Consider the following 13,136-nt stretch of genomic DNA (forward strand, 5'->3'; position numbering starts at 1 on the left):
CACTGCGCTAGAGCATGGCGCTGAGCATCCGGCGGCCACCCAGCAGTTCGGGCAGCAGGACCTCCACCATCCTGTCCAGCGTATAGCGGCCGGTGCCCGCTACCAGGCTCATCGCCGCGACGGTGCGTCCGGCCTGATCGTGGATGGGAACAGCGATGGAGCGCAGGCCCAGTTCGAGTTCCTCGTCGCTGGTGGCATAACCCAGGCGCCGCGTTTCCTCCAGCACCGCCGTCAGTTCGGGGATCCCCGTGCGGGTGCGGGGCGTGAGCGCGCGCCGCGGCATGCGGCCCAGCAGGCGCGCGATTTCCTCGTCCGGCAGGGCGGCCATCAGCACGCGTCCGGTGGCCGCGCAATGGGCGGGCAGGCGCGAGCCCATGCCCAGGCCGTCCGATAGGCTGCGCCGGGTCGCGGCGCGCGCCACGAAGACGACTTCGCCGCCGTCCAGCACGGCCAGGGAACTGGATTCCTTGGTGCGCTCGCTGATGGTTTCCAGCACCGGCTGGACCAGCTTGGGCAGGGGGCTGGAGCTGACATAGGCGTGCCCCAGGCGCAGCGCGCGGGGCGCCAGCCGGAAGTACCTGCCGTCGCTTTCCACATAGCCCAGCCGTTGCAGCGTCAGCAGTGAACGGCGCGCCGTGGCGCGCGGATGCCCGGTGATCTCGGCCGCCTCGCTCAGGGTGAGCGGGCCGCTGCGCAGGCCGAAGGCCTCGATGATCGCCAGGCCTTTCTCCAGGCCGGCGACGTATTCCTTGTCTTCTTTGCTGCGGGGTTCGGGCACGGTGCTCATGGTCGCGAGGTGTTCGTTTTGCGAACATTCTAACCACTTTTCTTGATCGTGGGATATCTGCGAACTAACGTTCGCTTTGCGACTTTCTGTTCGATTTATCCAAACGAGGTCAAGGATGAGACAAACTGCATGGACAGCCTGTGCCGTCGCGGTATGGGCGGCGATCGCCAGCCCGGCGCAGGCCGACGACGGCGCTTTCCCCAATCGCCCGGTACGCATCGTCGTGCCTTTCTCGGCCGGGGGCACGGCCGATGTGCTGCCCCGCATCATCGGCGAGAAGCTCAACGCGGCATGGGGCCAGCCCGTCATCATCGACAACCGGCCGGGCGCGGGCGGCAATATCGGCGCCGACATGGTGGCCAAGGCGGCGCCCGACGGCTACACGCTGATGGCCACGCCGCCGGCGCCGCTGACCATCAACCAGTATCTGTACAAGAACCTGCCGTTCGATCCCGAGCGCTTCGCGCCGGTGACCGTGCTGGCGCGCGTGCCCAACGTGCTGGCCGTCAAGACCGGCCTGCCGGTGAAGTCGGCGCAGGATTTCATCGGCTATGCCCGCAAGAACGGCGGGCAGGTGACCGTGGCGACGCAGGGCAACGGCACGACCTCGCACCTGACGGGTGCCCTGGTCGCGGCCCAGGCCGGCCTAGATTTCGTGTTCGTGCCGTACAAGGGCACGGCGCCGGCGCTGGCCGACCTGATGGGCGGACAGGTGGACGCCTTCTTCGACAACATCAGTTCGACCTTTCGCCAGCATGAGTCGGGCAAGGTGCGCATCCTGGCCGTGACCAGCGCGCAGCGCAGCCCCTTGCTGCCGAAGACGCCGACGCTGGCCGAGTCGGGGCTGCCCGGCTTCGACGTCAGCACCTGGTTCGGCGTGGTCGCGCCGGCCGGCACGCCACCCGAGGTGGTACGCAAGCTCAACGCCGCCATCGTCGAGGTACTGAAGATGCCCGACGTCAGGCAGAAGTTCATCGAGCAAGGCGCCGAAGTCGTCGGCGACACGCCGGCCCAGATGGCCGAATTCATGCGCGCCGAGCGCGCCAAGTGGAAGCAGGCCATCGACACGGCCGACGTCACCATCAACTGATGCTTGCAGCAACGAGGAAGTCCATGTCCCACAGCGAAACCCAAGAATCCCGGCGGACCTGGGAGCCGGGCCTGACCCGCGTGCCTTACTGGCTCTACCGCGACCAGGAAATCCACGAGGCCGAGCAACGGCGCGTCTTCCAGGGGCCGACCTGGAACTACCTGTGCCTGGAGGCCGAGATTCCCGAGCCCGGCTCCTATCGCACCACCTTCGTGGGCGCCATGCCGGTCATCGTGGCCCGCGACGAGGACGGCGAACTGCAGGCTTTCGAAAACCGCTGCGCCCACCGCGGCGCGCTGATCGCGTTGGAGGACGAAGGCAAGACGCGCGATTTCGCCTGTGTCTACCACGCCTGGCGCTATGACCTGCAGGGCAACCTGCGCGGCGTCGCGTTCCAGCAGGGCGTGAACGGCAAGGGCGGCATGCCGCCGGAGTTCCGCATGGAAGACCATCACCCGCGCAAGCTGCGCACCGCCAGCGTGGCGGGCATGGTGTTCGGCAGCCTGGACGAGGACGTGCCGCCGATCGAGGAGTACCTGGGCGACGAGATCCTGGAGCGTATCGAGCGCGTGCTGTGCAAGCCGGTGGAGGTGATCGGCCGCTTCAAGCAGACCATTCCGAACAACTGGAAGCTGTACATGGAGAACGTCAAGGACTCCTACCACGCCAGCCTGCTGCACGTGTTCTTCACCACCTTCAACATCAACCGCCTGTCGCAGAAGGGCGGGGTGATCGTGAGCGAGACCGGCGCCCACCACGTCAGCTATTCCAAGGTCTCGCACCAGCCGCAGCCCAATGCCGAATACAGCGCCGAAAAACTGCGCTCGGACAAGGAGGGCTATGCGCTGGCCGACCCGAGCATGCTGGACGGCTGCGACGAGTTCGGCGACGGCGTGACCTTGCAGATCCTGTCGGTGTTCCCCGGCTTCGTGCTGGCGCAGATCCAGAACACCCTGGCGATTCGCCAGATCCTGCCGGACGGGCTGGACCGGACGGTGTTGAACTGGACCTACCTGGGGTTCCAGGACGACACGCCGGAACTGCGGCGCATGCGGTTGAAGCAGTCCAACCTGACCGGGCCGGCCGGATTCGTTTCCATGGAGGATGGCGCGGTGGGTGGCTTCGTGCAGCGCGGCATCGCGGGCAGCGATGGCCAGGCGGCCGTGCTGGAAATGGGAGGCAGCGGCATCGAGACGCAGGAGAACCGCACCACCGAAGCGTCGGTGCGCGGTTTCTGGAACGCCTATCGCGGCTATATGGAGATCTGAAGAGCATGGCCGAATTTACGCAAGAGCGGCTGGGCGCGCTGAACGCCGCCTACGCGCGCTGCATCGACAACGACGAGGTCGAGGCCTGGCCGGCGTTCTTCCAGGAGCGCTGCCTGTACGTCATCAATACCGCCGAGAACCACGCGGCGGGCATGCAGGCGGGCGTGATCTATGCCGACACGCGCGCCATGCTGCGGGACCGCGTATCGGCGCTGCGCGAGGCCAACGTCTACGAGCGCCACCGTTATCGCCACATCGTCGGACTGCCGTTCATGCTGGGCGTGCAGGACGGGGTGGCCAGCGTCGAGACGCCGTTCCTCGTGGTGCGCATCATGCGCGACGGCGCCACCGAGGTGTTCGCCTCGGGCCGCTACCAGGATCGCGTGGTCGAGGGCGCGGACGGGCAGTTGAGCTTCGCCGAGCGGCTGGTCATCTGCGACAGCCGGAACTTCGATACCCTGCTGGCGATACCGCTATGAGCGCCGACGCCCGACCATCCGCCGGAACCGTGCGCAAGCGCATTGCCATCGCGCTGGGCGATGCCAACGGCATCGGCCCGGAGATCGCCGTCAAGGCCGTCCACGCGCTGCGCGGCGCCCCGGTCGATTGCGTGCTGGTGGGCGATGGCTTCGTGTTGCGCGAGCAGGTGGCGCGCCACGCTCCCGGCATGGCGCTGGCGGCCTTCGACCCGGGCGCGGCGCGCCTGCCGGACCAGGTGTCGTGGGCCGAGGTGGCGGCGCTGCCGCCGTCGGAGTATCGGCCGGGCGAGGTGCGCGCCGCCGCGGGCGCGGCCATGGTGGCCTACGTGCGCGAGGCGGTGCGGCTGGCCCGCGCCGGCCTGGTCGATGCCGTGGTCGGCTGTCCGCATTCGGAGACATCCGTGGCGCGGGCCGGCATTGCGTTCTCGGGCTATCCGGGGCTGATCGCGCAACTGACGGGGACGCCGGCCGACCGGGTGTTCCTGATGCTGGTCACGCCCGACCTCAGGATCGGCCACGTGACGCTGCACGAACCGGTGCGGCATGCACTGGCCCGGCTGGACACGCAACTGGTCGTGGACGCGGCGCTGGCCGTCATCGACGGCGCGCGGGCGATCGGCATCGAGCGGCCGCGCCTGGGCATTTTCGGCATCAATCCGCACGCGGGCGAGGGCGGTCTGTTCGGCGACGAGGACCAGGCCATCACCGAGCCCGCGGTGGCGCGCCTGCGCGCCATGGGCCTGGAGGTGGACGGTCCCCAAGGAGCAGACCTGATGCTGGCGCAACGCGGGCATGACGTGTACCTGGCCATGTTCCACGACCAGGGGCACATTCCCGTCAAGCTGCTGAGCCCCCGCCAGGCCAGCGCGCTTTCCCTGGGCGGCGGCGTGCGTTTCAGCAGCGTCGGGCACGGCTGCGCCTTCGACATCGCCGGACAGGGCACGGCCGACCCGGCCGCGGTATTGCGTACCGTGCGCCTGTTGGCCGGGCTGGCCGATCACTAGGTCCGCCGGACCGGGATGGAATCCATGCAATACACCATACGCATCGATCAACGAGACATCGAATTTCCCTGCGAGGACGGCCAGACCGTCCTGGACGGCGCGCTGGCCGCCGGCTACGAGATCCCGTATTCCTGCCGCACCGGCATCTGCGGCAGTTGCCGGGGCCGCATCGTGCGCGGGGACCTCCGCGGCGGCGCCGGCGAGGGCGTGCTGGACGACGACGAGCGGCGCGAGGGCGGGACGCTGCTGTGCCAGGCCCGGCCCTGTTCCGACCTGGACGTGGCGGTGCGCGACATCGAGCGCCGCGATCCCGCCGCCAGCAAGACCGTGGCCGCCAAGGTCTACCGGCTGGCGCGCGCCGCCCACGACGTGACGGTGCTGCATCTGCGTTTTCCCGCCGGCACGCGGGTGCGCTTCAAGGCGGGGCAGTACCTGCACGTGCGGATGGCGGACGGCACCATACGCCATTTCTCGATGGCCAATCCGCCGCAGCAGAGCGACGGCGTGGAGCTGCACATCCGCCACGTTCCAGGCGGGAAGTTCTCGGGCTACCTGGCGGAGTCGGTGCAGGCCGGCCAGTTGCTGGACGTGTCGCTGCCGTTCGGCGATTTCTACCTGCGCGAGACCGGCCGGCCGGCGGTGCTGGTGGCCAGCGGCACGGGTTTCGCCCCCATCAAGTCCATGGTGGAGGACGCCATCAAGCGCAAGCTCGAGCGGCCGATGACGCTTTACTGGGGCGCGCGCCGGGAAGAGGACTTGTACCTGGCGGACCTGCCGCGCAAATGGGCCGACAAGCACGGCTGGTTCCGCTTCGTGCCCGTGCTGTCCGACAGCCCGCCGGACGAAGGCTGGCAGGGCCGCCGCGGGTTCGTCCACCAGGCGGTGATGGACGACTTCGCCTCGCTGGCGGATCACGAGGTCTATGCCTGTGGCTCGCCCGCGATGATAAGCGCGGCGCGCCAGGGCTTCGTGCACGAGCGGGGATTGGCCACCGACCGCTTCCATTGCGACGCATTCGTGCCCATGGCGCCGCAGGCGGCGTAGCCGCCGCATCCCTCGGGGCCTCCGCCCCCCGGCTGTGCCAGAATGAGGCGTCGTCGGGGTGCGGAGGTTTCATGGACTGGATTCAACGCCTGCGTGTCAGGCAACTGTATGTGTTGGTCTCTCTTCACGAGACGGCCAACCTCAGCCTGACCGCGGCGCGGATGCACATGACCCAGCCCGCGTTGTCCAAATGGCTGCGCGAGCTGGAAACCGACCTGGGCGTGGAGCTGTTCGAGCGGCACTCGCGCGGGCTGGTGCCCACGCGTTTCTGCGATACGCTGGTCGAGCACGCGCGGGTGGTGCTGGGGGAGCTGGAACGCACCGGCGAGACGCTGCGCGCGATGAGCGACGGCTCGGACGGGCAGTTGCTGGTCGGCACCACGCCCATCGGGACCAGCGGACTGCTGCCCGCCTGCCTGGGCAACTACCGCCGCCTGCGGCCGGGCATCTGCACCGTCGTCCACGAGAATTCGCTGGAGAAGCTGCTGCCCCAGCTCAAGGAGGGCAGGCTCGATTGCATCGTGTCCCGCATCGAGGCGCCGGTCGATCCGGCGGTCGTGGCCGAGCCGCTGCTGGACGAAGGTATATGCGTGGTGGCCAGCCGGGGCCACCCGCTGGCGCGGCTGCGCAAGGTGAGCTGGGCTCAGGCCCGCGACTATCCGTGGGCGATGCCCCAGTCGGGCACGCCCCTGCGGCGCGAGATGGAACTGGCCCTGGCCGCGGTGGGCGAGCCGCCGCCGCGCGCCGCCATCGAGGCTTCGTCGGTGGTGCTGATCGCCTCGCTGCTGCAGGACGACGAGATGCTGGCGGTGATGTCGGACGCCGTGGTGCAGGCGCTGTCCCGGCTGGAGCGGCTGAAGGTCCTGCCTCTGGCGCTGGGACGCCGGGCCACGGTGGGCGTGCTGCGGCGGGCGGGCACGATGCCGACGCCCGTGCTGGAGGATTTCCTGTCCTGCCTCAGGCATGCGGCCCAGGCGGTCGGCCGGCGGCCGGAATAACCAGAATTCATGGCAGCGGGCCCATTAGTCATTATCCAGTCCGGGCCCTTGCATCCATACTCCGGGCACAAATCCATCATGCAAGGAGACAACATGGGTGCGACCCGTATCCTCGTCGCGGCCTGTGCCACATTCGCCGTGGCCGCGACCGCCGCCGCGCAGCCGGCGGCCTTTCCGTCCCGTCCCGTGCGCATCGTCGTGCCTTTCGCCCCGGGCGGTGCCGTGGATGTGATGACGCGGCAACTGGCGCGCGTGATGTCCGAGCAGCAGGGCTATACCGTCATCGTCGAGAACAAGCCCGGCGCCTCCGGCCTGATCGCCTCCGAGGCGGTGGCCAAATCCGCGCCCGACGGCTACACGCTGCTGATGGCGACCTCGAACACGCATGACGTGAACAGCTTTCTGTTCAAGCAACTGCCCTACGACCCGGTCAAGGACTTCGCGCCGGTGGCGATGGTGGCCGACAACGTCGTGGTGCTGCTGGCGCACCGGTCGTTCCCGGCGACGACGTTCCAGGAAGCGGTGGCACTGATCCGCAAGACGCCCGGCAAGTACAGCTATGCCTCGCCCGGGTCGGGCACGGTCCATCACATGGGCATGGAACTGCTGAAGGCGGCCGCCCACCTGGACGTGGTGCACGTGGGCTACAAGGGTGCCGGTCCCGCCATGGCCGACCTGGCGGCCGGACACGTGCCGCTGATGATGGGCGGCATCGCGCCCGCGGCGCCGTTCATCAAGTCGGGCGCGGTGCGCGTGCTGGCCGTGGCCAACCCCGAGCCGTTCCCCACGCTGCCCGGCGTGCCGCTGTTCAAGGACGTGGCGCCGGAGGTGTCCGTGACCTCGTGGATGGGCTTGACGGCGCCGGCCGGCACGCCCGCCGCCGTGGTCGACCGGATCAATGCCGACGTGCGCAAGGCACTGGACAAGCCGGGTTTCGCGCAGACCATGGCCGAGCTGGGCATGGTGCCCCGCCCGATGAGCCCGGCCGACATGGGCCGCCAGATCGCCGCCGACATGCCCAAGTGGAAGCGGGCGGTGCAGATTTCCGGCGCCACCGCCGAATGAGCCCGGCCGACTACGCTTCGATGGAATCCCCGATGCCGCAATCGCAACGCCCCGTCAATTTCCTGTTGTTCATCACCGACCAGCATCGCGCCGACCATTTGGGCGCCTATGGCAACCGTGTCGTCGCCACGCCCAACCTGGACGCGCTGGCCGCCGCCGGCTGGCGCGGCGACGAGATGCACGTCGCCACGCCCATCTGCATGCCCAACCGCGCCAGCCTGCTGACCGGGCGCTACCCCTCGGCCCATGGCGCGCGCCACAACGGCATTCCGCTCGACCTGCAATCGGCCACCTTCGTGGACGTGCTGCGCCAGGCCGGCTACCGCACCTCGCTGGTGGGCAAGGCGCATTTCCAGAACATGACGGACAATCCGCCGCCGTGGCCGCCCAATCCCGCCGACCGGCTGGCGCGCGAGGCGAAGGTGCGCGGGCCCGGGCGCTACGACCAGGAGAACCGCAACAAGTGGCTGACCCAGGAGGGCTACGACCTCGACTATCCGTTCTACGGCTTCGAGGACGTGGACCTGGTGGACGATCACAGCGACTCCGTCCACGGCCACTACCGCCAATGGCTGCGCCGGCACCATCCCGAGGTGGAGGCCCTGATCGGGCCGAAGGCCGCCACGCCCGCGCCGGACTACGTGCTGACCTCGTTCGGCCAGGCCTGGCGCACGGCGGTGCCCGAGGAGCTCTATCCCAGCGCCTACATCGCCGACCGCACCATCGAGCGCCTGGAGCGCGCCGGCGGCCAGCCGTTCTTCATCCAGTGCTCGTTCCCCGATCCCCACCATCCCTTCACGCCGCCGGGCAAGTACTGGGACATGTACGACCCCGACGAAATGAAGCTGCCGCCGTCCTTCCACACCGGCGAGGCGCCGCTGCCCCACGTCGAATGGCTGTACCGGCAGCGCGACAGCGGCAAGGCGGTCAAGCATACGCCCGCCATCTTCGCCTGCACCGAACGCGAGGCCAAGGAGGCGCTGGCGCTGAACTACGGGTCGATCACCAACATCGACCACCAGATCGGCCGGGTACTGGCGGCGCTGAAGCGGCTGGGGCTGGAGAACGACACGGTGGTGATCTTCACCAGCGACCACGGCGACTATCTGGGCGACCACCAGTTGATGCTGAAGGGCCCCATCCACTATCGCGGCCTGGTGCGGGTGCCGTTCATCTGGCATGACCCGCGGCAGCCGGTGCGGGGCGCCGGCAGCGCACTGGCCAGCACCATCGACGTCGCGCCCACGATCCTGGCGCGCGCGGGCGTGGCCGGCTTCAATGGCATCCAGGGCAAGAGCCTGCTGGACGTCATGGCCGACAAGGCCGAGCGCGTGCGCGAACACCTGATGATCGAGGAAGAGGGCCAGCGCGTCATCCTGGGCTTCGATGCCCGCATCCGCTGCCGTACCCTGCGTTCGGACCGCTATCGCCTGACGATCTACGACGGCGCCGAGTGGGGCGAGCTGTACGACCTGGAACGGGATCCCATCGAGGCCAGGAACCTGTGGGACGATGCCGGGTACGCGGGCGTGAAGGCCGACATGATGCAGGCCCTGGCGCGCGACATGCTCCATCACATTGACACCAGTCCCTATCCCGACGCGCTAGCGTAGAGACCTCCGTCAGGAACTGACGCGTCCCCGACCCAGGGCACCGCGGATCCGGCTTTGCCGGTCCGCCAGTGCCGCCCCCTGGGGGGCGCGCGTAAGCGCGTAGGGGGGGATCAGTCCAGGGTAATCTTGAGGTCGCGGATCAGTTTTTGCCAGAGGTCGCTTTCGCTCTTGACCAGGGCGGCGTATTCCTGGGGCGTGCTGCCGACGGGCTCGATGCCGAACTCGACCAGCTTCTTGTTCACGGCCGGGGTCTTGATGGCGGCGGTGACTTGTTTCTGCAGCGTGGCGATGACCTCGGGCGGTGTGTTCGCGGGGGCGACCATGCCGACCTGGGCCGAGGCTTCCACGCCCTGGATGCCCAGTTCCGCGAAGGTAGGCACGTCGGGCAACTGCGGCAGGCGCGTGGGGTTGGCCACGGCCAGCGGACGGACCTTGTGGCCCTTGATGAAGGCGTTGCCGGCGGCGAGGTCGGTCATCATGGCCGGCAACTGGCCGCCCGCCACGTCGACCAGCGCGGGCGCGGCGCCGCGATAGGCGATGTGCAGCATGCGCATGCCGGTGCGTTCCTTCAAGAGCTCCATGGCCAGGTGGTGCGGGCTGCCCGCGCCGGCCGAGGCGTAGCTGTACTTGCCAGGCTGGCTCTTGACCTTGGCGATGAAATCCTTGGCGTCCTTGAACTCGGTGTTCGGCCCCACGATCAGGATCATGGGGAACTTGCCCATGAGCGTGACGGGCGCCAGGTCGCGCGTGGGGTTGTAGCTCAGGTTCTTGTACAGGGCGGGGTTGAACACCAGCGTGCCGTTGTCGGCCGACAGCACCGTGTAGCCGTCGGGCGCGGCGCGCGCCGTCTCGACCGCGCCGATGGCCGTGTTGCCGCCGGGCTTGTTGTCGACCACGACGGGCTGCTTGATGATCTCGGACAACTGGGCGCCGATGGTGCGGGCCAGGAAGTCGGAGCCGCCGCCCACCGCGTAGGGAACGATCCAACGGACGGGCTTGGAGGGATAGGCGTCGGCCGCCGCGGCCGCGCCGGTCCAGAGGACCAGCGTCGAAGCCGCCAGTGCCGTCGTCCACGTATTTTTCATGCTTGTCTCCTTGGAATTGTCATGCTTGGGGCAAAGCGGGCAGGATGGTGCCGGCGCACGAGCCGAAGCCTACGCGGTAGCCGTCGCCCTGGCACCAGCCGGTCAGGATGACTTCATCGCCGTCCTCGATGAAGGCGCGGGTCGCCCCGCCGATGTCCACCGGATGCTTGCCGTTGACGGTAAGTTCCAGCAGCGACCCGTACGAGCCGGCGTCGGGCCCGCTGATCGTGCCGGATCCCATCAGGTCCCCCACCCGGGTGTTGCAGCCGGACACCGTATGGTGCGCCAGTTGCTGAGCCATCGTCCAGTACATGTACTTGAAGTTGGTGGCGGCGAGGGTGGCGGCCTGTTCCCGGCCTTGCGGGCGCAGCGAGACTTCCAGGTGGATGTCGAAGGCGTGCTGGCCGTCGTGGCGCAGGTAGGGCAGGGGTTCAGGTTCCTGGCGGGGCTGCCGGGTGCGGAAGGGGGCCAGGGCGTCCATCGTGACTACCCAGGGCGAGATGGTGGTGGCGAAGCCCTTGGCGTTGAAGGGGCCCAGCGGCACGTATTCCCAGGCCTGGATGTCGCGGGCGCTCCAGTCGTTCAGCAGGACCATGCCGAAGATGCGCGATTCGGCCTCGTCGCTGGACACCGGTTCGGCCATGCCGTTGGGCACGCCGACGAAGAAGCCGGTCTCCAGTTCGAAGTCCAGCTTCAGGCAGGGCGAAAACACCGGCCTTTCCTGGTCGGGAAGCTTGATCTGCCCGTTGGGACGCCGCACGGGCGTGCCGCTGACGACCACCGACGAGGCGCGGCCGTTGTAGCCGATGGGGATCTCCAGCCAGTTCGGCAGCAGCGCGTTCTTGGGATCGCGGAACAGGGCGCCGACGTTGGTCGCGTGTTCCTTCGAGGAATAGAAGTCGGTATAGCCGGGGATCTCGACCGGCAGCAGCAACGTGGCGCCTGCCTGCGGCACCAGCGCCCGGGCGCGCGCCGCGGCGTCGTCGCGCAGGGTGGCGGTATCGGCGGCCAGCAGCGTGCTGACCTGGCCGCGCACGCTGCGCCAGGTGTCCCGGCCGGCGGCCATGAAGGCGTTCAGGCTGCCCGCGGCGAACAGGGGGCGGGGCGTGCGCAGCAGGCCGGTCTGTTCGAGGCGGGCCAGGTCCAGGATCTGGTCGCCGATGGCCACGCCCACCCGGGCGTCGGCGTCCGCGGACGGCTTGAATACGCCGTAGGGCAGGTTCTGGATGGGGAAGTGGCTGTCGGCGGCATTGGCCGACTCGACCCAGCTTTTCAGGCCGGGGGCGATCGTGGGATCGGCGGAGTTCATCGGGTCTCCGGGGAAAAATGCTTGGTCAGGTTCTGCCAGCACTGGAAGTACTGGCTTTGCAATTGGGCCGTGTCCAGCGCGTAGCGGGTGGGCTTGATGACGTGGCGGGTCTCGAACATGAACGCCATCGTATCGCCGACCTTGTGCGGCCGGGAGGTGTCCGCGCGCGAGGCTTTCTCGAAGGTGTCGCCGTCGGGGCCGTGGCCCGTCATGCAGTTGTGCAGGCTGGCGCCGCCCGGCACGAAGCCCTCGGCCTTGGCATCGTAGGCGCCGTGCACCAGGCCCATGAATTCGCTGGCCACGTTGCGGTGGAACCAGGGCGGGCGGAAGGTGTCCTCGGCCGCCAGCCAGCGCGGCGGGAAGATGACGAAATCCAGCGAGTCCACGCCCGGGGTGTCGCTGGGGGCGTGCAGCACCAGGAAGATGGACGGATCGGGATGGTCGTAGCTGATCGAGCCTATGGTGTTGAAGCGCCGCAGGTCGTACTTGTAGGGGGCGTAGTTGCCGTGCCAGGCCACGACGTCCAGCGGCGAATGGCCGATGTCGGCGCGCCAGAGGCGGCCGCCGAACTTGGCCACCAGCTCGAAGCGGCCTTCGCGGTCTTCATAGCCGGCGCGGGGCGTCAGGAAGTCGCGCGGGTTGGCGAGGCCGTTGGAGCCGATCACCCCCAGGTCCGGCAGGCGCAGCAGTGCGCCGAAGTTTTCGCAGATGTAGCCGCGTGCCTCGCCGTCGGGCAGCGACACCTGGAAGCGGCAGCCGCGCGGCACGACCGCGATCTCCTGCGGTTCGAGGTCGATCACGCCCAGCTCGGTGGCGATGCGCAGGCGGCCTTGCTGCGGCACGATCAGCAGTTCGCCGTCGGCGCTGTAGAAATAGCGGTCCCGCATGGAGCGGTTGGCGGCGTAAAGGTGGATGGCGCAGCCCTGCATGGCGTCGGCCGAACCGTTGCCCGCCATGGTGATCCAGCCGTCGACGAAATCGGTCGGCGCCTGCGGCATGGGCAGAGGATCCCAACGCAACTGGTTGGGCGAAGTCGGCGGTACCTGGCTGAAATCGCTCACCAGGCGCGGGCTTTCCATGGGTTCGAAGGGCAGGTGCACCGCGGCGGGACGTATCCGGTACAGCCACGACCGGCGATTGTGGCTGCGCGGCGCGGTGAAGGCCGTGCCGGACAATTGCTCGGCATACAGTCCGTAAGGGGCGCGTTGCGGGGAGTTGCGTCCCACGGGCAGGGCGCCTGGCAGGGCTTCGGTGGCGAACTCATTGCCGAAGCCCGACATGTAGCCGGTGCTGGCGGCGGTTTCGGCGGGGTGGGCAGGCGTGGTCATGGTCGTCTTCGGTAGGGGAGCGGGATTTACGTTGAAAGTAATACGTTTACGTTAAGCGTAATTTTT

At 68.5% G+C, this 13,136-nt stretch carries 12 protein-coding genes; 8 read left to right on the plus strand and 4 right to left on the minus strand.

Annotated elements, in window-relative coordinates; all coding sequences use genetic code 11:
- Positions 1-7 precede the first annotated feature (7 nt).
- The gene (locus CDO46_RS24625; RefSeq protein WP_087841209.1) at positions 8-787 is read right to left on the minus strand and encodes an IclR family transcriptional regulator C-terminal domain-containing protein; all 780 of its coding nucleotides are present in this window, start codon (positions 785-787) and stop codon (positions 8-10) included.
- A 115-nt stretch (positions 788-902) separates the two neighbouring features.
- Here CDO46_RS24625 and CDO46_RS24630 point away from each other — a divergent pair, with 115 nt between their 5' ends.
- The 8 genes from CDO46_RS24630 to CDO46_RS24665 all read left to right on the plus strand — a co-directional run bounded on the left by CDO46_RS24630 (position 903) and on the right by CDO46_RS24665 (position 9,348).
- Positions 903-1,877, plus strand: a complete 975-nt coding sequence (locus CDO46_RS24630) for a tripartite tricarboxylate transporter substrate binding protein (RefSeq protein WP_087841210.1) — start codon at positions 903-905, stop codon at positions 1,875-1,877.
- A gap of 23 nt (positions 1,878-1,900) precedes the next feature.
- Complete coding sequence (locus tag CDO46_RS24635) at positions 1,901-3,145, plus strand: aromatic ring-hydroxylating dioxygenase subunit alpha (protein WP_087841211.1); 1,245 nt, start codon at positions 1,901-1,903, stop codon at positions 3,143-3,145.
- Positions 3,146-3,150: 5 nt separating this feature from the next.
- Positions 3,151-3,624, plus strand: a complete 474-nt coding sequence (locus tag CDO46_RS24640; RefSeq protein ID WP_087841212.1) for an aromatic-ring-hydroxylating dioxygenase subunit beta — start codon at positions 3,151-3,153, stop codon at positions 3,622-3,624.
- Complete coding sequence (locus CDO46_RS24645) at positions 3,621-4,628, plus strand: PdxA family protein (RefSeq protein WP_087841213.1); 1,008 nt, start codon at positions 3,621-3,623, stop codon at positions 4,626-4,628. Before CDO46_RS24640 ends, CDO46_RS24645 begins: the two co-directional genes overlap by 4 nt.
- 15 nt (positions 4,629-4,643) lie before the next feature.
- Positions 4,644-5,672: a 2Fe-2S iron-sulfur cluster-binding protein gene (locus CDO46_RS24650; RefSeq protein WP_254914677.1), complete on the plus strand. Its 1,029-nt coding sequence runs from the start codon at positions 4,644-4,646 to the stop codon at positions 5,670-5,672.
- Between the two features lie 71 nt (positions 5,673-5,743).
- Positions 5,744-6,670: a LysR family transcriptional regulator gene (locus CDO46_RS24655; protein ID WP_087841215.1), complete on the plus strand. Its 927-nt coding sequence runs from the start codon at positions 5,744-5,746 to the stop codon at positions 6,668-6,670.
- 93 nt (positions 6,671-6,763) lie between these two features.
- Positions 6,764-7,735: a tripartite tricarboxylate transporter substrate binding protein gene (locus CDO46_RS24660; RefSeq protein ID WP_243724610.1), complete on the plus strand. Its 972-nt coding sequence runs from the start codon at positions 6,764-6,766 to the stop codon at positions 7,733-7,735.
- A 32-nt stretch (positions 7,736-7,767) separates the two neighbouring features.
- Positions 7,768-9,348 carry a sulfatase gene (locus tag CDO46_RS24665; protein ID WP_087841216.1) on the plus strand — a complete coding sequence of 527 codons (1,581 nt, stop codon included), beginning with the start codon at positions 7,768-7,770 and terminating at the stop codon, positions 9,346-9,348.
- A 110-nt stretch (positions 9,349-9,458) separates the two neighbouring features.
- Here CDO46_RS24665 and CDO46_RS24670 read toward each other — a convergent pair whose 3' ends face one another.
- The 3 genes from CDO46_RS24670 to hmgA are packed head-to-tail and all read right to left on the minus strand — an operon-like array spanning position 9,459 to position 13,070.
- Positions 9,459-10,433, minus strand: a complete 975-nt coding sequence (locus CDO46_RS24670; protein ID WP_087841217.1) for a tripartite tricarboxylate transporter substrate binding protein — start codon at positions 10,431-10,433, stop codon at positions 9,459-9,461.
- 19 nt (positions 10,434-10,452) lie between these two features.
- On the minus strand, positions 10,453-11,742 hold the full coding sequence (gene fahA, locus CDO46_RS24675) for a fumarylacetoacetase (protein ID WP_087841218.1): 1,290 nt from the start codon (positions 11,740-11,742) through the stop codon (positions 10,453-10,455).
- Positions 11,739-13,070: a homogentisate 1,2-dioxygenase gene (gene hmgA, locus CDO46_RS24680; protein ID WP_087841219.1), complete on the minus strand. Its 1,332-nt coding sequence runs from the start codon at positions 13,068-13,070 to the stop codon at positions 11,739-11,741. The genes fahA and hmgA overlap by 4 nt, the downstream gene beginning before the upstream one ends.
- Between the last annotated feature and the right edge of the window lie 66 nt (positions 13,071-13,136).

Source organism: Pigmentiphaga sp. NML030171, assembly GCF_002188635.1.
GTDB lineage: Bacteria > Pseudomonadota > Gammaproteobacteria > Burkholderiales > Burkholderiaceae_B > Pigmentiphaga > Pigmentiphaga daeguensis.